Here is a 21,195-nt window from a genome sequence, read left to right as displayed (position 1 = left end):
CTCCTAGAAAAACGCCAGGGTCATGTTGACGCTGAATCCATTGCCTTCAGGGCGGTTTTTGGTGTCGAACTCCGGCACCCAGCGCGCATTGAAGTTGGCCTGGGCGTCGGCGAATTTGCCGGTCCAGCCCACTGTCGGGCCCGCACCCACGGAACGTCCGCGGAAGCCGCTGTCGGCACCCGACCCCGAGTCATCGGTGATCTGCTGGATGTAACCGGCGGCGATACCGGCGTTCCAGCCGTTGCCAAAACCGTGGGTCCACAGCGCATCGAGGGTGTAGATATCGCCGTTGCGATAATCGGTGGCGTCGTTCTCGGTGTAGAACTCCAGGCCGCTCGACAGCGTGAATTCGCCGCCCTTGCCATCCAGATGCGTGAACGCCACGGTCGGCATGAAGGTGTAGTTGTTCTGCCCGGGGTTGGCCAGGCGGTCGTCGTTGTAGGCACCGGTGGGCACGTAGATCGGCAGCGAGAACGCGATGTGGTTGAGCTCGTCGAAGTGATAGCCGGCGGCAATCGGCGTCACCAGCATGTCGGCGAACTGGGTGCCTGAGTCGGAGGAGCCCAGCGTTCGGCCGCGGGGCCCGGTGATGTTGGCCGAGATGTCGGTGTACTGCACCGGAACGCCAACGGCCGATGCGTAGTTCCAGCGACCCTTGCCGGTGTCCCAGACATGGGTGAAGTTGGCCATGGTGTAGGACACCTTCATGTCCAGCCCGGTACTGGCGGCCCCCACCAAAGGCACCTGGGTGCTGCCCTTGAGGTCGCCGTCGTACCAGATGCTGGTCAGGGACATGACCCAGCCCGGCTCCGGCGGCACGATCCCGGCATTGGAGAACACTTGCTGGCCGGTAATCGGCCGTCCGACACCACCTTCAGCCGCCAGTACCAACGGGCTGCCGCTGACCATGCATAGTGCCAACAACAGGGGGCGCACTACAAAAGGCCTGATCATCACTGACTCCACTTATTGCTTTTGATTGACGGGGTTCAACAGCGGCATTTTCCATTCGCCGTTGCGGACTTCCGGTTTTGGCAAATACAGCCGCAATATCCCGTAGAAGGGGCCGTTCGGAGCCGGTAGCCAATTGCTTTGCAGGTCTTTGACCGGTGCCTTGTGCTGCACGTACAGCGTCAGGCCGCCATCGGCATCGAGCTTGAGGTCAGGCAGCATGCGCGAGTTGATCAGGTAGCGATTGAGCGGGTTGGCCACCAGCAGCTTGTTCTTGCCGTCGTACAGGGTCAGGGACCAGAACGCATCGGCCGGGGGCAGGGCGCCTTTGTCGAAATGCAGGGTGTAGTCATTTTTCGAGGCGTCGACCGGTTTACCATCCTTGTCGACGAAATAACCGATGTAGTTCGCCTCTTCGGCGGAGTTACCGAAGATCCCCATGTTGGCGCCGGCATAGCGGTACAGGTAGTTGCCCTTGAGGTGATCGCGGGTGCCGAAGAAATCACCGCTGCTGACCTCGTGGGTATCGACCTTGGTTTTCTTGAATTCGGCAAACCCGGCCTTGGCGTCGCTGATGCCGTCCTCCAGTGCTTTGCGCTGCTCGGTGCTGAGTGTGTTGACGTTGAAAGGCTTGCCGGCCTCAATGCCGATTTTCGCGAAGCGCGCCAGCAGCTCTTTTTCCACGTCCTGGGCCGGGGCGAACGCCAGCATGAAGTTCAGGTAGCGGAACAGGTCCGGGGTTTCGCTCATGGTCGGCGTGGGTTTTGGCCAGTCGATCTTCGGTGCGGCGGTTGGCGCCTTTTGTTTGTCGTAATGACTCAGGGTTTCGACCTTGTAACCCTTCTGGATCTGCTTGACCTTGGCCAGATCCTTCTCATCGAACAGTTGTGTGCGATACAGCGCATAGGCGATGTTGCTTTCACTGCGCAGCAGACGGTCGATGTTCAGCGGTTGCTGGCCCTGCCAGTTGGGTCCGGCGATCATGAAATGCCCGCCGTTGTTGCCGGTGCTGCGGGTGCCCAGGTAGGCAAAGTTCTGCGTATAGGCGTCGATCAGTTGCACCGAGTAATAACGATGTTCTTCGATGGGCGGCAGGGTCAGTACCAGCGGCTCGGCGCGTAAATCCATCCAGACAAAGGAGTAGGGCGTGTCGGCGTTCGGCGTGACAAACGCGGTGTCCTTGGCGGTGAAGGCCTTGGCGGTGTTGCCGATCTGGTTGAACGGTGCCTTGAAGTTCGGGCTCTTCTTGTCCACGGCCTGGGTGTAGAGCGTCTTGTACATCTCTACTACCGGGAATCCATACAAATAGGCTTCCTTGGCGATGGCCCGGGCTTCGTCGGGGGTGGCAGTGAAGTCGGCCCAGGTGCTGGTACTCAGCGCAATCAGGCTGAAGCCGGTTGCGCGAAGGGCAACGTTCATGGATTGGTCCTTATGGCCTGAGCTGCTCGTGCGGCAGTCGTGCGGTGAACACTTTGAGGGAGTCGTGGGCGCTCAATCCGGACGGAGTGGAGCGCAGGAAAGAAAGGCGTGTCAGCCGAGCATCTTTCGGCGGGCGGCAGGTTGGACGGAGTGTTGGGGTGTGCCCGGGTATAAAGGCAAGGCGTGTGCAGACTCGCCAAAAGAAAGGCGCGCATCTCCATATTTTTCGACATGATTCCCCCGATTCCCTGGTGGCTCATTGGATACTCGGCCTTGTTTTTGGCCGTTACTCCGTAATCCGTTTCTGAACGAGCCGTAGGACGCGTCAGATAGAGTTAAGCATCTAAACATGAGTTAGCCAGTCGAATGGGTTAATTCTTTCGTTTTGTGTGCAGGTTCTCGGTGTTTTTTGTGTACTAAGAAGTTAATACGAAACAAGGGGTTGCCGCTTTGAGGTGATAAGGAGCGGGAGGATGCAGGCTTGCGGGTGGGTGCGAATCCGGTGGGAGCGAGCAGGCTCGCTCCCACCGGGAGGTTCAGTTTTTCTTCGCCTGCTCCCAAACCCGCTCTTCCTGCTCGCGCAGTTCCGGTGTGAACTCGGCACCAAAATCTTCGGCTTCAAACACCTGGCGAATCTCGATCTCGGCCTCGGTGCCCGGCATCGGGTTGGGGCAGCGCTTGACCCATTCGATGGCTTCTTCTTTTGACTTCACTTTCCACAACCAGAAACCGGCGATCAGTTCCTTGGTTTCGATGAAGGGGCCGTCGATCACCGTGTGTTTGCCACCGGAAAACTTTACCCGTGCGCCTTTACTGCTCGGGTGCAGGCCTTCGCCCGCTAGCATGATGCCGGCCTTGACCAGTTCTTCGTTGTAGTTGCCCATGGCCGTCAGCAGTTCCTGGCTGGGCATGACGCCGGCTTCGGAATCCTGGCTGGCCTTGATGATGATCATGAATCGCATGGTGTCGTCTCCGTTGCAGTTGAGTGGCTCGATTTATAGTCGAACGACGGTGGAGCAATTCGACAGAGTGTTAACAAAAGTTTTCGCCGATGACCTGTGCCTTTCGTCATGAGCCGAGGGAGGCGGCGGGCGAAGGCGTACTCTGTACTTTTGCCGGCTTGTTCGGTTAACACAGGGTTGTGGGTTGTATCCAGTTTTATGCCCTGTTACATGACAATTTATGTTTGGCCATAGGTCGTAGGACAATTTCATGGTTAACTTCGGCCTCGCCAAAATTCTCCACCACAACGTTCAGAAGGACTCCGTTCATGGCTCAAGTCACCCTTAAAGGCAATCCGGTTCAAGTCAACGGCCAACTGCCACAAGCCGGTTCCAAGGCGCCAGCCTTTTCCCTGGTTGCCGGCAATCTGTCCGACGTCACCCTGAAAGACTTTGCCGGCAAGCGCAAAGTGCTGAACATCTTCCCAAGCGTCGATACCCCGACCTGCGCCACTTCCGTGCGCCAGTTCAACGCCAAGGCCAGCGACGTGGCCAACACTGTCGTACTGTGCATCTCCGCTGACCTGCCGTTCGCCCAGGCCCGTTTCTGCGGCGCCGAAGGCCTGGAAAACGTACAGAACCTGTCGACCCTGCGCGGTGCCGAGTTCATCGAGAACTACGGCGTGGCCATCGCCGACGGCCCGCTCAAAGGCCTGACCGCCCGTGCCGTGGTGGTTCTGGACGAAAACGACAACGTGCTGCACAGCGAACTGGTTGGCGAAATCGCCGACGAGCCGAACTATGAAGCGGCACTTGCTGTTCTGAAATAAGCGTAGCTTTACACTTATTAACGGCCTGGCCCTGTCCAGGCCGTTTTCATTTGTGTTTCAGTGTCTTGGATAAATCTCCTGCTACGTAAGCCAAAGGTAAATTGCCGGTAAAGGCGCTTTGCTTAAGACACGCCAGTGCTTATCGTTCAGCCTCATGTAAAAAAGCCCACGCGCCCAATGGTTGATCACTCAATGCAATCCTCCGCTTCCCGTAGTCCTCGTCGCTGGCTGTTCGGCCTGCTTGTCTTGTTGGTCATCGCTGGCCTGTGCTGGAAATTCTGGCCCGGCAGCGCTGCACCCAAAGAGGCTGCGGGACAGAAAGCCGTCGCCGGGCATACCGGCAGGTCGGGCGGGATGCGCCCTGGATTCGGTGGCGCGTCCGGGCCGGTACCGGTGCGCGTGGCGCAAGCGGTCAAGGGTGATTTCCCGCTGTATTTCAAGGCGCTGGGCACAGTCACGGCGCTGAACACCATCAATGTGCGCAGCCGCGTCGGCGGTGAACTGGTCAAGATCTATTTCGAAGAAGGGCAGATGGTCAAGGCCGGCGACCTGCTGGCCGAAATCGACCCGCGCCCTTACCAGAATGCCTTGCTCCAGGCCGAAGGCACCTTGCTGCAGAATCAGGCGCAGCTGAAAAACGCCCAGGTCGACGTCGAGCGCTATCGCGGCCTGTACCGCGAAGACAGTATTGCCAAGCAGACCCTGGACACCGCCGAAGCGCTGGTCGGTCAGTTCCAGGGCACGGTCAAGACCAATCAGGCGGCGGTCAACGATGCCAAGCTCAACCTCGAATTCACCCGGATCCGCGCACCGATCACCGGTCGCGTTGGTCTGCGTCAACTGGACGTCGGCAACCTGGTCGCGGCCAACGACACCACCGCACTGGCGATCATCACCCAGACCCAGCCGATCAGCGTGGCCTTCACCCTCCCGGAAAACAGCCTGGACACCGTGCTGGCCCGTTATCGCAGCGGCGCCAAACTGTCGGCTGAAGCCTGGGATCGTGGCGATACCAAACTGCAGGCCACTGGCGTATTGCAGAGCCTGGACAACCAGATCGACGTCACCACCGGCACCCTGAAATTCAAGGCCCGTTTCGAGAACCGCGATCAGTCGCTGTTCCCCAACCAGTTCGTCAATGTACGCCTGCTGGCCGACACCCTCAAAGACGTAGTGCTGGCGCCTTCGGCCGCGATCCAGTTCGGCACCAACGGCACGTTCGCCTATGCCATGGACGGTGACAAGAAGGTCAAGATCCGTCAGTTGAAAGTCGGCGCCAGTGACGGCGTGAACACCGTGGTCACCGAAGGCCTGTCGGCGGGCGACCGGGTCGTATTGGAAGGCACCGACCGCCTGAAGGACGGCAGCGACGTGGAGGTGGTCAACGACAGCCAGGACGTGCCGACCACGCCAACCGAACACCTGCAAGGCAAGTCGGCGGTCAACGCGGCAACGCCCGCGACCACCGACAAGGCGAAAAAGGGCGGCGCATGAATCTCTCGCGGCTGTTCATCCTTCGCCCGGTAGCCACCACCCTGAGCATGCTGGCCATTATCCTGGCCGGCGTCATCGCCTATCGGCTGCTGCCGGTGTCGGCGCTGCCCCAGGTCGATTACCCGACCATTCGCGTCATGACCCTGTACCCCGGCGCCAGCCCGGATGTCATGACCAGCGCAGTGACCGCGCCACTTGAGCGTCAGTTCGGGCAGATGCCCGGCCTGACGCAAATGGCCTCCACCAGCTCCGGTGGCGCGTCGGTGCTGACCCTGCGTTTCAGCCTCGACATCAACATGGACGTGGCCGAGCAACAAGTGCAGGCGGCGATCAACGCCGCGACCAACCTGTTGCCCAAGGATCTGCCGGCGCCGCCGGTGTACAACAAGGTCAACCCGGCCGATACGCCGGTGCTGACCCTGGCCATCACCTCAAAGACCATGTTGCTGCCCAAGCTCAATGACCTGGTCGACACCCGCATGGCGCAAAAGATTGCCCAGATCAGCGGCGTCGGCATGGTCAGCATTGCCGGTGGCCAACGCCAGGCCGTGCGCATCAAGGTCAATCCGGAAGCCCTGGCCGCCAATGGTTTGAACCTGTCGGACGTGCGCACCCTGATAGGCGCCTCCAACGTCAACCAGCCCAAGGGCAACTTCGACGGCCCGACCCGGGTCTCGATGCTCGATGCAAACGATCAACTGACGTCGCCCAAGGACTACGCCAACCTGATCCTGGCCTACGCCAATGGCGCACCGTTGCGCCTCAAGGACGTGGCGGAAATCGTCGACGGCGCCGAGAACGAGCGCCTCGCTGCGTGGGCTAACGAGAACCAGGCCGTATTGCTGAACATCCAGCGTCAACCCGGTGCCAACGTGATCGAGGTAGTGGACCGGATCAAGGCCCTGCTGCCAAGCATCACCGACAACCTGCCGGCCGGCCTCGACGTGATAGTGCTGACCGACCGCACCCAGACCATTCGCGCCTCGGTCAAGGACGTGCAACACGAATTGCTGATCGCCATCGCCCTGGTGGTCATGGTCACCTTCCTGTTCCTGCGTCGCGCCAGCGCCACGATCATTCCGTCGGTGGCCGTGCCGCTGTCGCTGGTCGGTACGTTCGGCGTGATGTACCTGGCGGGCTTCTCGGTCAACAACCTGACCCTGATGGCCCTGACCATCGCCACCGGTTTCGTGGTGGACGATGCGATCGTCATGCTGGAGAACATTTCCCGATTCATCGAAGAGGGCGACAGCCCGCTGAACGCGGCGCTAAAGGGCGCCAAGCAGATCGGTTTCACCCTGATCTCACTGACATTGTCGCTGATCGCCGTGCTGATCCCGCTGCTGTTCATGGCGGACGTGGTCGGGCGCTTGTTCCGAGAGTTCGCCATCACCCTGGCGGTGGCGATCCTGATTTCCCTGGTGGTTTCCCTGACCCTGACGCCGATGATGTGCGCGCGGTTGCTCAAGCGTGAGCCCAAGGAAGCCGAGCAGGGCCGTTTCTACCGTGCCAGCGGCGCGTTCATCGACTGGATGATCGCCGCCTACGGACGCAAGTTGCAGTGGGTGCTCAAGCACCAGCCGCTGACCCTGATGGTGGCCATCGGCACTTTGGCGCTGACGGTATTCCTCTACATGGTGGTGCCCAAGGGCTTCTTCCCGGTGCAGGACACTGGCGTCATCCAGGGCATTTCCGAAGCACCGCAATCGATTTCCTTCGCCGCCATGAGCGAGCGCCAGCAGGAACTGGCCAAGGTGATCCTGGCCGACCCGGCGGTCGAGAGCCTCTCTTCCTACATTGGCGTTGATGGCGATAACTCGACCCTCAACAGCGGCCGGTTGCTGATCAACCTCAAATCGCATCGCGACCGCGACCTGAGCGCCACGCAAGTGATTGCCCGGCTGCAACCGGAGCTGGACAAACTGGTCGGTATCCGCCTGTTCATGCAGCCGGTGCAGGACCTGACCATCGAAGACCGGGTCAGCCGCACGCAGTACCAGTTCAGCATGTCGTCGCCGGACTCTGAGTTGCTGAGCCTGTGGAGCGGGCGCCTGGTCGAGGCCCTGGCCGACCGACCGGAATTGACCGACGTTGCCAGCGATTTGCAGGACAAGGGCTTGCAGGTCTACCTGGTGATCGACCGCGATGCGGCTTCGCGGGTCGGGGTGTCGGTGTCGAACATCACCGATGCGCTGTACGACGCCTTTGGTCAGCGGCAGATTTCCACGATCTACACCCAGGCCAGTCAGTACCGCGTGGTGCTGCAATCGCAGTCCGGGGAGAAGATCGGCCCGCAGGCGCTGGAGCAGATTCACGTCAAGACCACCGATGGCGGGCAGGTGCGCCTGTCCAGCCTGGCGCGCATCGAAGAGCGCCAGGCGCAACTGGCGATCACCCACATCGGCCAGTTCCCGGCGGTGATGATGTCTTTCAACCTGGCGCCCGGCGTGGCGCTGGGGCATGCGGTCGAGATCATCGAGCAGGTGCAGAAGGACATCGGCATGCCGATTGGCGTGCAGACCCAGTTCCAGGGCGCGGCCGAGGCGTTCCAGGCTTCGTTGTCGAGCACCTTGCTGCTGATTCTGGCGGCGGTGGTGACCATGTACATCGTGCTGGGCGTGCTCTACGAGAGCTACATCCACCCGATTACCATTCTATCGACCCTGCCGTCGGCGGCGGTGGGCGCCTTGCTGGCGTTGATCCTGAGCGGCAACGACCTGGGCATGATCGCGATCATCGGCATCATTCTGCTGATCGGCATCGTGAAGAAGAACGCGATCATGATGATCGACTTCGCCCTCGACGCCGAGCGCAACCAGGGCATGGACCCGCAAACGGCGATCTATCAGGCGGCCTTGCTGCGTTTCCGGCCGATCCTGATGACCACCCTGGCCGCGCTGTTCGGTGCCGTACCGTTGATGCTGGCCACCGGTTCCGGCGCGGAACTGCGCCAGCCGCTGGGTCTGGTGATGGTCGGCGGCCTGTTGCTGAGTCAGATTCTGACCTTGTTCACCACGCCTGTGATCTACCTGTACTTCGATCGTCTCGGTCGTCGTTTTGGCAAGGCCGACGCTCAGGAGACGACGGTATGACGCCCCGCAGAACCTGTGGGAGCGGGCTTGCTCGCGAAGGCGTCCGGTCAGTCGACAGGAATGTTGAATGCAAGGCCCTCTTCGCGAGCAAGCCCGCTCCCACAGGGGGGCAGCAGGGCTCGTGGGTTGGTGCGGGGGGCAATCATCGATGAACCTTTCGGGACCTTTCATCAAGCGCCCGGTCGCGACCATGTTGCTGAGCCTGGCGATCATGCTGCTGGGCGGTGTGAGCTTCGGTTTGCTGCCCGTGTCGCCTCTGCCGCAAATGGACTTTCCGGTGATCGTGGTCCAGGCCAGCCTGCCCGGGGCCAGCCCCGAGGTGATGGCATCGACCGTGGCCACGCCTCTGGAGCGCTCCTTCGGCAGCATTGCCGGGGTCAACACCATGAGCAGCCGCTCCAGCCAGGGTTCGACCCGGGTGATCCTGCAATTCGACCTGGACCGCGACATCAATGGCGCGGCGCGGGAAGTGCAGGCGGCGATCAACGCCTCGCGCACACTGCTGCCGAGCGGGATGCGCAGCATGCCGACCTACAAGAAGGTCAACCCGTCCCAGGCGCCGATCATGGTGCTGTCGCTGACGTCGGATGTGCTGGAAAAAGGTCAGCTCTATGACCTGGCCTCGACGATCCTGTCCCAGAGCCTGTCCCAGGTGCAGGGCGTCGGCGAGGTGCAGATCGGTGGCAGCTCGCTGCCGGCGGTACGTATCGAACTCGAACCGCAGTCGTTGAACCAGTACGGCGTGGCGCTGGACGATGTGCGCAACACCATCGCCAACGCCAACGTGCGCCGGCCCAAGGGCTCGGTGGAAGACGATCAACGGCTGTGGCAGGTCCAGGCCAACGACCAGCTGGAAAAAGCCAAGGACTACGAATCGCTGATCATCCACTACAACGGCGGCGCGGCCCTGCGCCTGAAGGATGTGGCCAAGGTCAGCGATGGCGTCGAGGACCGCTACAACAGCGGTTTCTTCAACGATGACGCGGCGGTGCTGCTGGTGATCAACCGGCAGGCCGGCGCCAACATCATCGAGACGGTCAACGAGATCAAGGCGCAGTTGCCGGCTTTGCAGGCGGTGCTGCCGGCCAGCGTCAAGCTGAACCTGGCCATGGACCGCTCGCCGGTGATCAAGGCCACGCTGCACGAGGCGGAAATGACCCTGCTGATCGCCGTGGCGCTGGTGATCCTGGTGGTGTTCCTGTTCCTCGGCAACTTCCGCGCTTCGCTGATCCCGACCCTGGCGGTGCCGGTGTCGCTGGTCGGCACCTTTGCCGTGATGTACCTCTACGGCTTTTCGTTGAACAACCTGTCGCTGATGGCGTTGATCCTGGCCACAGGGCTGGTGGTGGACGATGCCATCGTGGTGCTGGAGAACATTTCCCGGCACATCGACGAAGGCGTGCGGCCGATGCGCGCGGCGTACCTGGGTGCCCAGGAAGTCGGCTTTACCTTGCTGTCGATGAACGTGTCGCTGGTGGCGGTTTTCCTGTCGATCCTGTTCATGGGCGGGATCATTGAAAGCCTGTTCCGCGAATTCTCCATCACTCTGGCGGCGGCCATCGTGGTCTCGCTGGTGGTGTCGTTGACCCTGACCCCGATGCTCTGCGCCCGCTGGCTCAAGCCGCACACGCCGGGGCAGGAGAACCGCCTGCAACGCTGGAGTCGGCGGGCCAACGACTGGATGGTCGGCAAATACGCCACCAGCCTCGACTGGGTGCTGCGCCACAAGCGCCTGACCTTGCTCAGTCTGTTTGTGACAATCGGCGTGAACATTGCGCTGTATGTAGTTGTTCCTAAAACATTTATGCCGCAACAGGATACCGGCCAGCTGATCGGTTTCGTGCGCGGCGACGACGGCCTGTCGTTCAGTGTGATGCAGCCGAAGATGGAGATTTTCCGCCGGGCGGTGTTGAAGGATGAGGCCGTAGAAAGCGTCGCCGGGTTCATTGGCGGCAACAACGGCACCAACAACGCCTTCATGCTGGTGCGCCTCAAACCGATCAAGGAGCGCAGCATTTCCGCGCAGAAGGTCATCGAACGCCTGCGCAAGGAAATGCCCAAGGTCCCCGGGGCACAACTGATGCTCATGGCAGACCAGGACCTGCAATTCGGTGGCGGTCGCGAGCAGACCACCTCGCAGTACTCGTACATCCTGCAGAGCGGGGACCTGGGGGCATTGCGCGAGTGGTATCCGAAAGTCGTCACCGCGCTCAAGGCCTTGCCGGAGCTGACGGCGATCGATGCGCGCGAAGGCCGCGGCGCCCGGCAAGTGACCCTGATCGTCGACCGTGACCAGGCCAAGCGCCTGGGGGTCGACATGGACATGGTCACGGCGGTGCTGAATAACGCCTACAGCCAGCGGCAGATATCGACCATCTACGACAGCCTCAACCAGTATCAGGTGGTGATGGAGGTCAATCCGAAATACGCCCAGGACCCGATCACCCTCAAGCAGGTCCAGGTGATCACCGCTGACGGCGCGCGGATCCCGCTGTCGACCATCGCCCATTACGAAAACAGCCTGGAAAACGACCGGGTCAGCCACGAAGGCCAGTTCGCCTCGGAGAGCATTGCCTTCGACATGGCCGAAGGCGTGACCGTGGAGCAGGGCGGTGCCGCCATCGAGCGGGCGATTGCCAAGGTCGGCCTGCCCGAAGACGTGATCGCTAAAATGGCCGGCACAGCCGACGCTTTCGCGGCGACTCAAAAAAGTCAGCCGTGGATGATTTTGGGGGCACTGGTGGCGGTGTATCTGGTCTTGGGTGTGTTGTATGAAAGCTACATACACCCGCTGACGATTCTCTCGACCCTGCCGTCGGCCGGGGTCGGTGCCTTGCTGTCGATCTACGCGCTGGGCGGCGAGTTCAGCCTTATTTCGTTGCTGGGGCTGTTTCTGCTGATCGGCGTGGTGAAGAAAAACGCGATCCTGATGATCGACCTGGCGTTGCAACTGGAACGAAGCCAGGGCATGGCCCCGCTGGAGTCGATCCGCAGCGCCTGCCTGCAACGTTTGCGGCCAATCCTGATGACCACCCTGGCGGCGATCCTCGGTGCCTTGCCTTTGCTGATGAGCCGCGCCGAAGGGGCGGAAATGCGCCAGCCCCTGGGCCTGACCATCATCGGCGGGCTGATCTTCAGCCAGGTGCTGACGCTTTACACCACCCCGGTGGTTTACCTCTATCTCGACAGACTGCGCCATCGCTTCAATAAATGGCGCGGGGTGCGTACCGATGCTGCTCTGGAAACTCCGCTATGACTGACCGTTCGCTTTTCAACCTGGCTGCACCGCTGCTCACGGCCCGAGGCTCGCGCCTGTTGAGCCTGTCACTGTGCGTGGCGATGCTCAGTGCCTGCGCCGTCGGCCCGGATTACCAGCGCCCGCAAACAGCGGAGCCTGCGCAGTACAAGGCCGCAGAGGGCTGGCGGCAGGCCAACCCCGGCGATGCCCTGGCGCGCGGCGCGTGGTGGGAGTTGTATGGCGACCGGCAGCTCAACGAGCTGATCGAAAAACTCAACAGCGCCAACCAGACCGTCGCCCAGTCCGAGGCGCAGTACCGCCAGGCCCAGGCCTTGGTGCGTAGCGCACGGGGGGCGTTTTTCCCGACGGTGGACCTGAACGTCAGCAAGAACCGTTCTAGCCAGGGCACCGGTAGCAGCAGCTCCAGCCTGAGCAGTTCGTCCAGCGGTATTCGCGACACGTACTCGGCCCAGGCGGGCGTCAGTTGGGAAGCGGATGTGTGGGGCAAGCTGCGCCGAGGCCTCGAAGCCGACACTGCGAATGCCCAGGCAAGCTTTGCCGACCTGGCGGCCATGCGCCTGAGTCAACAGTCGGAGCTGGTGCAGAATTACCTGCAACTGCGGGTGATCGATGGCCAGAAACGCTTGCTCCAGGACACGGTCGAGGCTTATCGGCGTTCGTTGAAGATGACCGAGAACCAGTACCGCGCCGGTGTTTCGGGCAAGGACGCGGTGGCCCAGGCCCAGACACAGCTCAAAGGCACCGAAGCCGATATGATCGACCTGATCTGGCAGCGCGCCCAGTTCGAGAACGCCATTGCCGTGCTGATCGGCCTGCCGCCAGCGCAATTCAGCCTGGCGGAAAGCCAGGACATCCCGCAGTTGCCGCAAGTACCGCTGGCACTGCCTTCGCAGCTGCTGGAACGTCGCCCGGACATCGCGTCGGCCGAGCGCTCGGTGATGGCCGCCAACGCCAACATCGGCGTGGCCAAGGCCGCCTATTACCCCGACCTGACCCTGAGCATGAACGGCGGTTACAGCAGCAGCACTTATTCCAACTGGATCAGCCTGCCGAACCGCTTCTGGTCGGTCGGACCGCAATTGGCCATGACCCTGTTCGACGGCGGCCAGCGCTCGGCGGAAGTCGACCGCAGTGAAGCGGCCTATGACGAAACGGTGGCCAAATATCGCCAGACCGTGCTGGACGGCTTTCGCGAAGTGGAAAACTTCCTGGTGCAGCTCAAGGTGCTTCAGGACGAAGCTGTCGTGCGCCAACAGGCACTGGATGCGGCCCGGGAATCGTTGCGCCTGACCCAGAACCAGTACAAGGCCGGCTTGATCGCGTATATCGATGTGGTGGTGACCCAGGCGGCGGCGCTGAACAATGAGCGCAGCAACCTCGATCTGCTGCAAAGCCGCTTGTTAGCCAGCGTGCAGTTGATTGCAGCGTTGGGAGGTGGCTGGGACGGGCAGCTTGAGGTGAGCGAAAACCGATAGCGTAATCCCTGTGGGAGCGAGCTTGCTCGCGATGGCTGCGTCACATTCAGCATGGACGTTGCCTGACCCACCGCTATCGCGAGCAAGCTCGCTCCCACAGGTTTTGTCAGGTGCCGGCAGCTTGAAACAAGTTAATGTAAAACCTTAAAACAAGCGTTTCATCGGACTGATGGCCCTTTGCTCATTTTGTGAGTGCGTTCTCATTTGGAATCAGTACAATCGCCGCATTTTCCCCCTGCGAGAATCAATACCAATAAGGGGGGCATTCGCGAGAAGTCTCCATGCTCATCGGCAGCTATTCCCCCACCCTGGTCATCATTTCGCTCTGTGTAGCGATTCTCGCCTCATACACCGCACTCGACCTGACCGGACGCATTGCCACCGCCAAAGGTCGCGCCGTGCATTTGTGGACCGCTGGCGGAGCCGTTGCCATGGGCATCGGCATCTGGTCGATGCACTTTATCGGCATGCTCGCGTTCAAGTTGCCGATCGACCTTGGGTACGACGGCGCCATCACTCTGTTGTCGCTGCTGATCGGCGTGCTCTCCAGCGGTTTCGCGCTGTGGCTGGTCAGCCAGCCGCAATTGCCGGCCTGGCAGCTGGCCTTTGGCGCATTGGTCATGGGGGCCGGCATCAGCGCGATGCACTACACCGGCATGGCCGCCATGCGCATGCAGCCGGGCATCGACTACGACCCGACGTTGTTCGGCGTCTCGCTGCTGATCGCGGTCGGTGCTTCGGGCGCGGCATTGTGGATCGCTTTCCATCTGCGCCAGCACACGCCTCACGTCCGTCTGATCCGTGGCGGTGCCGCCGTGGTCATGGGTATCGCCATCGTCGGCATGCACTACACCGGGATGGCCGCCGCACGCTTTGCCGACGGCAGTTTTTGTGGCGCGGCGGTCAATGGATTGAGCGGTAACGGCCTGGACAACCTGGTGCTGATCACCACGTTGGCGGTGCTGAGCATTGCCTTGCTGACCTCGATCCTCGATGCACGCCTGGAGGCGCGCACCGCGAGCCTGGCCCGATCGCTGACCGAGGCCAACCGTGAGCTGACCCAACTGGCCCTGCACGACACCCTCACCGGGTTGCCGAACCGGACGCTGCTCGCCGATCGAATCGATCAGGCCATGTCCCGGGTCCAGGAGGACGGGGGGTGCTTTGCCCTGATGTTCATCGACCTGGACGGCTTCAAACCGGTCAACGATGCCTTCGGCCACCACATGGGCGATCTGCTGTTGCGCGAAGTGGCCGTGCGCCTGCGCGAAGAATTGCGCAGCCAGGACACCCTGGCGCGGATCGGCGGCGATGAGTTCGTGTTGCTGGTGCAATTGAGCGAACAGAACGACGCCTTGAACCTGGCAGCCCGTCAGGTCGGGCTGATCGCGCGCGCGTTCCGGGTTGCCGAACATGATTTGCACATTTCCGCCAGCGTCGGCATCGCGCTTTACCCGGGTAACGGCCAGTCCGCCCATGAATTGCTGATGAATGCCGACGCGGCGATGTATCACGCCAAAGGCGCGGGTAAAAACGGCTACAGCTTTTTCGATGCCTCAATGAACAGCAACGCTCGCAAACAGCTGCAATTGTTGCAGGACCTGCGCAATGCCGTGGAGCAGCAGGAATTCAGCCTGCATTACCAGCCCAAGTTCGACGCCGCCAATGGCCGGCCAGTGGGCGCCGAGGCCTTGTTGCGCTGGGAGCACCCGACGCAAGGGATGCTGCTGCCGGACAAATTCATTGAAATGGCGGAAAAAACCGGGCTGATCATTCCGATCGGCGAGTGGGTGCTCAACGAAGCGTGCCGCCAGATGCGCGAGTGGTACGTGCTGGGCTACACAGACTGGCGCATCGCGGTGAACCTGTCGGCCATTCAGTTTTGCCATGCCGGGCTGGTCCAGAGCGTCGCCAAGGCGCTGGCGACGCACCATCTGCCGGCCAACAGCCTGACCCTGGAAATCACCGAAACCACCGCCATGAGCGATGCCGACGCGAGCATGACGGTGCTGCAAGAGCTGTCGGAAATGGGCGTTGACCTGTCCATCGATGACTTTGGTACCGGCTATTCGAGCTTGATGTACCTCAAGCGCCTGCCAGCCAACGAACTGAAGATCGATCGTGGTTTCGTCCGGGACCTGGAGCACGACAGCGACGACGCTGCCATCGTTTCGGCCATCGTCGCCCTCGGCCAGGCGCTGGGGTTGCGCATCGTCGCCGAAGGCGTGGAAACCGGCGTGCAGCAGGACTTCCTGACTCAACTCGGCTGTGATTCGTTGCAGGGTTACCTGCTGGGGCATCCGCTGCCCGCCGCAGGATTCATGGTGGAAATCCATCGCGGGGAGCAATTGGTCGAGCAATTGAAAGCCAGTGCCGAGCGCGAGATGTCGATGACATGACAACCGACATGACAGCTGATGTGAAGCAATGCAAAAACCGCCAATGGCAGTTATTCTTGCCCCCGACCGCTTAAGCTTTGATTGGGGGGAAAGCTCGCATGGACAAAGTCATCGTCATCACCGGCGGTAGCCGCGGCATTGGTGCCGCCACCGCGCTGTTGGCCGCCGCGCAGGGCTATCGGATCTGCATCAATTATCAGGCGGACGAACAGGCCGCACTCGGCGTGCTGGAGCAAGTCCGCGCCCTCGGTGCGCAAGCCATTGCGGTACGGGCCGACGTCAGTATCGAAGACGAAGTCATCGCCCTGTTCAATCGGGTAGACAGTGAGCTGGGCCGGGTCACCGCGCTGGTGAACAACGCCGGCACCGTCGGGCAGAAGTCCCGGGTCGACGAAATGTCCGAGTTCCGCATTCTGAAAATCATGAAAACCAACGTCCTGGCGCCGATCCTCTGCGCCAAGCACGCGATCCTGCGCATGTCGCCCAGGCACGGCGGGCAGGGCGGGAGCATCGTCAACGTCTCGTCGGTCGCCTCGCGCTTGGGATCGCCCAACGAGTACGTGGATTACGCCGCATCCAAGGGCGCGCTGGACACCTTCACCATCGGCCTGTCCAAGGAAGTGGCGGGTGAGGGGATTCGGGTCAACGCCGTGCGTCCGGGGTACATCTATACCGATTTCCATGCCTTGAGCGGTGACCCGGATCGGGTCAGCAAGCTGGAGTCGGCGATCCCGATGGCCCGTGGCGGGCGCCCGGATGAAGTGGCGGAGGCGATTGTCTGGTTGCTGTCGGACAAGGCTTCTTATGCGACCGGGACTTTTGTTGATCTTGGTGGTGGGCGTTAACTCCTGAAACCGGCGTTGTTTGCGCTGGCCTCATCGCGAGCAAGCTCGCTCCCACAGTGGATCTCCAGTGTTCACAGATATTGTGTACACCGATAAACCCTTGTGGGAGCGGGCTTGCTCGCGAAGGCGATAGTGCAGGCAACATCCAACCATCAGAACGACCGCACAATCCGCCCCAACGTCTCCATCGCCTTCTCCGATTCCTCGGTCCACGGGCTGCCGTAGTTCAGCCGAATACAATTCCTGAAGCGCTGCGCCGGCGAAAAGATCGGCCCCGGTGCAATGCTGATGCCTTGGGCCAATGCCATCTGGAACAACTTCAACGAATCCATCTGCTCCGGCAATTCAAGCCACAAGAAGTACCCGCCCGCCGGTTGGCTCACCCGCGTCTGCGCCGGGAAATAGCGGGCGATGGCGGCGAGCATGGCGCTTTGCTGGTCTTCCAGGGCATGGCGCAATTTACGCAGGTGCCGGTCGTAGCCGCCGTGTTGCAGGTAATCGGCGATGGCGGCCTGGGCCGGCATCGAGGCGCACAGCGAGGTCATGAGTTTCAGCCGTTCGATTTTCTGCGCGTAACGCCCGGCGGCGACCCAGCCGATGCGGTAGCCGGGGGCCAGGCTCTTGGCGAACGAACCGCAGTGCATCACCAGGCCTTCGGTATCAAAGGCCTTCGCCGGTTTCGGTGCTTGCTGGCCGTAATACAGTTCGGCGTAGACATCGTCTTCGATCAGCGGCACCTGGTGGCGCCGTAACAATTCCACAAGCTGCTGTTTCTCGGCCTCGGGCACGGTCGCGCCCATGGGGTTCTGGAAACTGGTCATGCACCAGCAGGCCTTGATCGGATGGCGCTCCAGGGTTTGCTCGAGCACGCCGAGGTCGATGCCATCGCGTGGGTGTACGGGAATTTCCACCGCCTTTAGTTTCAGGCGTTCGAGCACTTGCAGGCAGGCGTAGAACGCTGGGGCCTCGATGGCCACCAGATCGCCAGGTTGGGTCACCGCTTGCAGGCACAGGTTGAGGGCTTCGAGGGCGCCGTTGGTGATCAGCAACTCTTCCATGGGCAACATCAGCCCGCCGACCATGTAGCGCAGGGCGATTTGCCGGCGCAGCTGCGGGTTGCCCGGCGACATGTCGGTGACCACCATGCGCGGGTCCATCTCGCGGCTGGCGCTGGCCAGGGAACGGGACAGGCGTTGCAGGGGAAACAGCGTCGGGCTGGGGAACGCCGAGCCGAAGGGCACGGTGTTCGGGTCCTTGATCGAGTCGAGCACCGAGAACACCAGTTCGCTGACGTCGACTGCCGTCGACTCGTTGACCTCATTGCTGATCACCGGCTCGGAAAACGGCCGTGGCGCATGGGCGTTGACGAAGTAGCCGGAGCGCGGGCGGGCGCGGATCAGGCCGCGACGTTCCAGCAGGTAATAGGCCTGGAACACCGTGGACGGGCTAACCCCGTAGGTCTGGCTGGCGTAACGCACTGACGGTACCCGCTGGCCGGGACCCAGGACGCCGTTGCGGATCAGTTCTGCGATGTCGTCGGCGAATTTTTCGTAGCGTTTCATCAAAAGCCCGGTTGGGTGTCATTTGGACAAAGGGACGGTCGTACCGCGAAGATCGCAGCCTTCGCCAGCTCCTGCAATGGATCGGCCTGCGTGCGTAGGAGCTGCCGAAGGCTGCGATCTTTAAAGCTCTGCATCTTAAAGGCTCAGCGATTCATCGGCGCAACAAACCGGCTCTTCGCCACGCTGTAGACGCCGGGCTCATCGCTGTCGACCACCTTGAAGCCGATGCTCTGCGAACTGCTGGCCGGACGCTCCGTGAGCATCGCCACCGACACCGGCACATCGACAATCTCCCCCGGCGCCAGGGTGAATTCGGTCCTGCTCTGCAACTGGAAATCATCGGCATCCACCAGGCTCAATTGATAGTCCTGACGCTGCTGGGTCTTGTTGATCACCTTCAGACTGTAGATGTTTTCGATCTGCCCCTGGCTGTTCTCGCGGAACAGGCCCCGGTCCTTGCTGACGTCGAGGGACACCATCGGCCGTTGCACCAATGCCATCACCAGGGCGGCAATCATCACCAGCAGCACGGCGGTGTAGCCGATCAGGCGCGGACGCAGCAGGTGTGTCTTGCCACCCTGCAATTGATGCTCGGACGTGTAGCTGATCAATCCTGGGGCGTAGCCCATTTTGTCCATGATCGAGTCGCAGGCGTCGATGCACGCGGCGCAACCGATGCATTCCATCTGCAAGCCATCGCGAATGTCGATGCCGGTCGGGCAGACCTGTACGCACAGCTGGCAATCGATGCAATCGCCCAGACCGACCTCGGCGGGTTTCACCTCGCGTTTGCGCGGGCCACGGTTTTCGCCCCGGGCCACGTCGTAGGAAATGGTCAGGGTGTCCTTGTCGAACATCACGCTCTGGAACCGCGCGTAGGGGCACATGTGCATGCACACCGCTTCACGCAGCCAACCGGCGTTGATGTAGGTGGCGCCGGTAAAAAACAGCACCCAGAACAGGCTGACCCCACTCATCTGGAAGCTCAGCAGCTCTTCGGCCAACGGCCGGATCGGCGTGAAATAGCCGACGAAGGTCAGGCCGGTCAGCAGGCTGATGGCCAGCCACAAGGTGTGCTTGGCCGAGCGACGCATCAGTTTGTTCAGGCCCCACGGCGCGGCTTGCAACTTGATCCGCTGGTTGCGTTCGCCTTCGGTGATCTTCTCGCACCACATGAAGATCCAGGTCCACGAGCTTTGCGGGCAGGTGTAGCCACACCAGACCCGGCCCGCGAACACGGTAATCGCAAACAGGCCAAACGCGGCAATGATCAACAGCGCCGAGAGCAGGATGAAATCCTGCGGCCAGAAGGTCGCGCCGAAGATATGGAACTTGCTTTCGGAAAGGTCCCAGAGCACTGCCTGGCGGCCGCCCCAGTTCAGCCACACGGTGCCGAAAAACAGCAAGAACAGAAAACCGGCGCCGCTGATGCGCAGGTTGCGGAACAGCCCGGTGAAGCTGCGGGTGTGGATCAGGTTGTCGCTGGATTTGGCCTTCATCTTAAGACGCGAAGGCTCGAATGTTTCTACGGTTCGGACGGGGATTCTTTCGCTCATGGTCTTTCGCTCATCAGCCTCCATCAGGCATGAGCACTATGAGCGGCGAACTGTTTGCATAACAGACTCAGGTATTGCGTTAAAAAGCAGATCAGATGGTCGTGTTTGCACGGCCTGCGACAACTTGAAGCAGCCGTCACTGCCGGCCCCGGGGGTCTTTGCAAAACAGCAGCGGCAGGTGCGGATCAAACCCGATCAAATCACCGAACCACTGTCGGTGGCTTTCAAGTGCCGGCGTCCATCCACCGCGCCTGCGACGGTCAAGGCGTCAGCCTCGGCTTCAGTGATGTAGATGCGCTCGCCTTCGATGTCCACTGCCGACATGGCCTTGGCACCGTCGGTGACGATGGTCACGTCGGGACACAGACGAATGAGTTCGCCATTTTCAGTGGTGAAAAAGCAGGTCTGGTTCTCGATGCGCACAGTCATGACGGGATCCTTTTTTCAGTGGAGTCTATAGTTTCAGGCCGCAACCACCGGTCATCGTTCTGTGCAACCGATTAGTGGTCGCTGCGGTCCACCCTCCATGGCCTCTCTCAAGGACAACCCCATGAACGCCTGGTGGCACGAAGTCTGGGTGACCCTGCAAGGCGAGTTCGCCGACATCGGCGATGCCTCGCAGCTGACGCGAGTGACCGTGCGCCTATTGATGGCTGCGGTGCTGGGCGGGATTCTCGGGTTCGAGCGTGAACACCAGGGCAAGGCCGCTGGCGTGCGTACCCACATGCTGGTAGCGATGGGGGCGGCGCTATTCGTGTTGGTGCCGCAGATGTCCGGTTCGCAGGCCGATGCCATGAGCCGGGTAGTGCAGGGCGTGATTGCCGGGATCGGCTTCCTGGGGGCTGGCACCATCCTGAAAAACCACGACGGCGATGAGAGCCACGTCAAAGGCCTGACCACCGCCGCCGGCCTGTGGATGACCGCCGCCATCGGTGTCGCGGCCGGACTGGGCCGGGAGGCGACGGCGGTGCTCAGTACGCTGCTGGCGCTGGGGGTTTTCAGTGTGATGCCGGGGATTGTGAAGCTGATCGATAAGGATCACCCATGAGATCGTTCCCCCGGCCAGCATGGGGGAACGATCAACTGTCGTCATTCAGGGTTCACAATCACCGGTGGCATCGTCGTTGGCGGTTCTTCCCTTGGCGGCGGGTTCTTTTCGGGCGGATCCTGTTCGGGTACCGGCTGCGGATCGCTCGGCGGTATCACCGGGTTGTCGATGTTGGGGTCGGGGGTTTCAGCCGGGAAAGGATTGTTCATTGTTCAAGCCTCCGGTGGCACATGGCGTGAGTCGTGCTTAAGTAGGTGGACTGGTTGGTTGACCGCAGCGCGTAGGACTTGATTCCGGAAATTGTCGATGAAACTTTCCCGGCGG

At 61.4% G+C, this 21,195-nt stretch carries 15 protein-coding genes; 8 read left to right on the top strand and 7 right to left on the bottom strand.

What is annotated here, in order from left to right; all coding sequences use genetic code 11:
• Window positions 1-3: 3 nt before the first annotated feature.
• The 3 genes from AB4O40_RS03950 to AB4O40_RS03940 form a co-directional block, all read right to left on the bottom strand.
• Complete coding sequence (locus tag AB4O40_RS03950; RefSeq protein ID WP_056727546.1) at window positions 4-954, bottom strand: SphA family protein; 951 nt, start codon at window positions 952-954, stop codon at window positions 4-6.
• Between the two features lie 12 nt (window positions 955-966).
• Window positions 967-2,370, bottom strand: a complete 1,404-nt coding sequence (locus AB4O40_RS03945; protein ID WP_056727545.1) for a DUF1254 domain-containing protein — start codon at window positions 2,368-2,370, stop codon at window positions 967-969.
• Between the two features lie 536 nt (window positions 2,371-2,906).
• On the bottom strand, window positions 2,907-3,332 hold the full coding sequence (locus tag AB4O40_RS03940) for a YciI family protein (protein ID WP_056727543.1): 426 nt from the start codon (window positions 3,330-3,332) through the stop codon (window positions 2,907-2,909).
• A 308-nt stretch (window positions 3,333-3,640) separates the two neighbouring features.
• On the opposite strand from AB4O40_RS03940, the gene tpx reads away from it, so the two are divergent.
• The 7 genes from tpx to AB4O40_RS03905 all read left to right on the top strand — a co-directional run bounded on the left by tpx (window position 3,641) and on the right by AB4O40_RS03905 (window position 16,705).
• Window positions 3,641-4,141, top strand: coding sequence for a thiol peroxidase (gene tpx / locus AB4O40_RS03935; RefSeq protein ID WP_056727540.1), 501 nt, complete (start codon window positions 3,641-3,643; stop codon window positions 4,139-4,141).
• A gap of 177 nt (window positions 4,142-4,318) precedes the next feature.
• Window positions 4,319-5,635: an MdtA/MuxA family multidrug efflux RND transporter periplasmic adaptor subunit gene (locus AB4O40_RS03930; protein WP_056727538.1), complete on the top strand. Its 1,317-nt coding sequence runs from the start codon at window positions 4,319-4,321 to the stop codon at window positions 5,633-5,635.
• On the top strand, window positions 5,632-8,727 hold the full coding sequence (locus tag AB4O40_RS03925) for an MdtB/MuxB family multidrug efflux RND transporter permease subunit (protein ID WP_409079260.1): 3,096 nt from the start codon (window positions 5,632-5,634) through the stop codon (window positions 8,725-8,727). The genes AB4O40_RS03930 and AB4O40_RS03925 overlap by 4 nt, the downstream gene beginning before the upstream one ends.
• A gap of 148 nt (window positions 8,728-8,875) precedes the next feature.
• A complete protein-coding gene (locus AB4O40_RS03920) occupies window positions 8,876-11,983 on the top strand; it encodes an efflux RND transporter permease subunit (RefSeq protein ID WP_056727534.1) in 3,108 nt (1,035 codons plus the stop codon).
• On the top strand, window positions 11,980-13,461 hold the full coding sequence (locus AB4O40_RS03915; protein ID WP_223541471.1) for an efflux transporter outer membrane subunit: 1,482 nt from the start codon (window positions 11,980-11,982) through the stop codon (window positions 13,459-13,461). The genes AB4O40_RS03920 and AB4O40_RS03915 overlap by 4 nt, the downstream gene beginning before the upstream one ends.
• A 281-nt stretch (window positions 13,462-13,742) precedes the next feature.
• Complete coding sequence (locus AB4O40_RS03910; RefSeq protein WP_223541470.1) at window positions 13,743-15,860, top strand: putative bifunctional diguanylate cyclase/phosphodiesterase; 2,118 nt, start codon at window positions 13,743-13,745, stop codon at window positions 15,858-15,860.
• 98 nt (window positions 15,861-15,958) lie between these two features.
• Window positions 15,959-16,705, top strand: coding sequence for an SDR family oxidoreductase (locus tag AB4O40_RS03905; RefSeq protein WP_056727529.1), 747 nt, complete (start codon window positions 15,959-15,961; stop codon window positions 16,703-16,705).
• 152 nt (window positions 16,706-16,857) lie between these two features.
• On the opposite strand, the gene mapR is transcribed toward AB4O40_RS03905, so the two are convergent.
• The 3 genes from mapR to AB4O40_RS03890 form a co-directional block, all read right to left on the bottom strand.
• Window positions 16,858-18,267, bottom strand: a complete 1,410-nt coding sequence (gene mapR, locus AB4O40_RS03900; RefSeq protein ID WP_460055972.1) for a GntR family transcriptional regulator MpaR — start codon at window positions 18,265-18,267, stop codon at window positions 16,858-16,860.
• Window positions 18,268-18,410: 143 nt separating this feature from the next.
• Window positions 18,411-19,823 (bottom strand): cytochrome c oxidase accessory protein CcoG, encoded by a 1,413-nt coding sequence (gene ccoG / locus AB4O40_RS03895; RefSeq protein ID WP_460055975.1) that lies wholly within the window; start codon window positions 19,821-19,823, stop codon window positions 18,411-18,413.
• A 195-nt stretch (window positions 19,824-20,018) separates the two neighbouring features.
• Window positions 20,019-20,252, bottom strand: coding sequence for a DUF3203 family protein (locus AB4O40_RS03890; RefSeq protein WP_056727524.1), 234 nt, complete (start codon window positions 20,250-20,252; stop codon window positions 20,019-20,021).
• 121 nt (window positions 20,253-20,373) lie between these two features.
• Here AB4O40_RS03890 and AB4O40_RS03885 point away from each other — a divergent pair, with 121 nt between their 5' ends.
• Window positions 20,374-20,871: an MgtC/SapB family protein gene (locus AB4O40_RS03885; RefSeq protein ID WP_409079262.1), complete on the top strand. Its 498-nt coding sequence runs from the start codon at window positions 20,374-20,376 to the stop codon at window positions 20,869-20,871.
• 41 nt (window positions 20,872-20,912) lie between these two features.
• Here the strand turns inward: AB4O40_RS03885 and AB4O40_RS03880 are convergent, their stop codons facing one another.
• The gene (locus AB4O40_RS03880; protein ID WP_177336494.1) at window positions 20,913-21,080 is read right to left on the bottom strand and encodes a hypothetical protein; all 168 of its coding nucleotides are present in this window, start codon (window positions 21,078-21,080) and stop codon (window positions 20,913-20,915) included.
• Window positions 21,081-21,195 lie beyond the last annotated feature (115 nt).

This window comes from Pseudomonas sp. S2_F07, assembly GCF_054668325.1.
This window is presented reverse-complemented; position numbering and strand designations above follow the sequence as displayed.